Below are 1599 nucleotides of genomic sequence, written 5' to 3' on the forward strand. Positions count from 1 at the left end.
CACTGCAGGATCTTCATCTTATGTCATTGGTTTAGAAAATGGATACGACGACGTGTTGTTTGTTTGATTCTTCTTTTTCTATATTTAGCGAACGCCGAGGTGTCACGCGGAGGGGGCGCAGCCCCTGGAGTTGTGACCACCGACTTGTTCACTATTTGATTCTTGTTTTCTCAAGTGTTCTACTTGCGGTTTTTGCAGTTTTCCAGATTTCAATATCGGGAAATCGGAGATTGGCAATAAGGGTAAGTCTGTCCTGATCTTCTTGGTTCATTGAAGCTCCCAAAATAATCGATTTTGCTTCGTTAGGGTGAATAGCGTAATCCGAGTAATCCCCCTCATCTTCAATCTTCCTCTTCCAAGAAACGACCCTAAACTCTTGTTCGTTCCTCCAGTCCAGGGTCTTAGTCAGAGTATTCTGCTCCATCATATGCATCATGGTTTCTGTGGGGTCGAAGAGGATGTAGTCTACGAACCCTTCGACAGTGCTGATTTTCATTGGCTCGTCACTGTAGATGACTTCTTGCGCGGTGATTAGCGAACTGTCGATTTCCTCATCGCAGAAAAGCTCGAAAACGACGCCCGTATGGCTGCTTGAATACCTATCCCACATAGAGGCGGAGTTCCATCTATCGGTGAGGCAGAGGATCCTCATTCTTTTTCTATTTACTGCCCAAAACTCCCTCAGCTCTCCGAAAACCAATGGAAGCTTATCAGTGGAATCAACGATCTCAGAGAATGAGCTATATATTTCTTTTCTCATTCCTTCTTCAGCGAAAGCTATCAGCTTCTTTAAAAGTAAGACACCGGGTGAAAGAGTCCTGCTAGATGTATCTTCAGTGCCTTCGAGGATTTTCGTAACTCGGTCAATCAGCACGCTTTGAAGATGCTTGGGATCGAAATCTTCATAAAGAACCTCGGGAATATCGAATGGATCGTTAAATTGGACAGGAGAGCTCCACCTTAGACAACCACTGTTGAGAACGGCATAGGCGGTCTCTAAGCTGACATGCTTATAAAGGTGCTCCTTGTCGTGTGATCTCATTTTTTGATTTAGTGAACCTCAAGGCCATACGCGAGGCCACGCTAACGCCTCGTAGTATGTTTTCGTAAATCACCAATCGGTCGAAGCCAAACGGCGGGGCTTTGCCGAAGTTGTATGAGCCGCCTTGTTCGAACTCATTTATTTATATTATGAAATCAAATATTGTCAGTGAAACCGTGACGATTAGCCATCAAGTGGTTAGCGAAATCAGACCGAGTCTTTCCATCGATTTTCAATCTGTTTCTCTTGGCCCAAGCAACCAGCATGTTCACGTCTATGTAAGTTCTGTTGACTGTGTACCCTTGGGATTCGAGTTCCTTAATCTTTTTTTCGGCTCCCGCTAGCCAGTCGTCGTAAGACTTTGCCATGTTCGCTCGGTCTTTGCTGTAGGATCGTATCTTGTCCCATTGCTCTCGATAGTAAAATGCTAGTCCAACTTCTTTCATTATTTATTTTTTCGAACGTCAAAGCCACACGATGTCGGCTTCGGTTGAGTTTCCATTTCGGTTAAGGTTGATATCCAGGGCTTCGTTGTGAAACTGGCGTGCACTTACCGA

Annotated in this window: 2 protein-coding genes; both read right to left on the minus strand. The window is 44.8% G+C overall.

Annotation, left to right across the window (positions count from 1 at the left end):
• Positions 1-151 precede the first annotated feature (151 nt).
• Positions 152-1042, minus strand: a complete 891-nt coding sequence (locus QEH53_RS23680) for a DUF2971 domain-containing protein (protein ID WP_309025711.1) — start codon at positions 1040-1042, stop codon at positions 152-154.
• 155 nt (positions 1043-1197) lie between these two features.
• The gene (locus QEH53_RS23685) at positions 1198-1488 is read right to left on the minus strand and encodes a hypothetical protein (protein WP_309025712.1); all 291 of its coding nucleotides are present in this window, start codon (positions 1486-1488) and stop codon (positions 1198-1200) included.
• Positions 1489-1599 lie beyond the last annotated feature (111 nt).

The organism is Pelagicoccus sp. SDUM812002 (genome assembly GCF_031127835.1).
Lineage (GTDB): Bacteria > Verrucomicrobiota > Verrucomicrobiia > Opitutales > Opitutaceae > Pelagicoccus.

What these genes read in the sequence shown, in the direction of transcription:
- QEH53_RS23680 (WP_309025711.1), bottom strand. Translation starts at nt 1,042, where the DNA reads ATGAGATCACACGACAAGGAGCACCTTTATAAGCATGTCAGCTTAGAG.
- QEH53_RS23685 (WP_309025712.1), bottom strand. Translation starts at nt 1,488, where the DNA reads ATGAAAGAAGTTGGACTAGCATTTTACTATCGAGAGCAATGGGACAAG.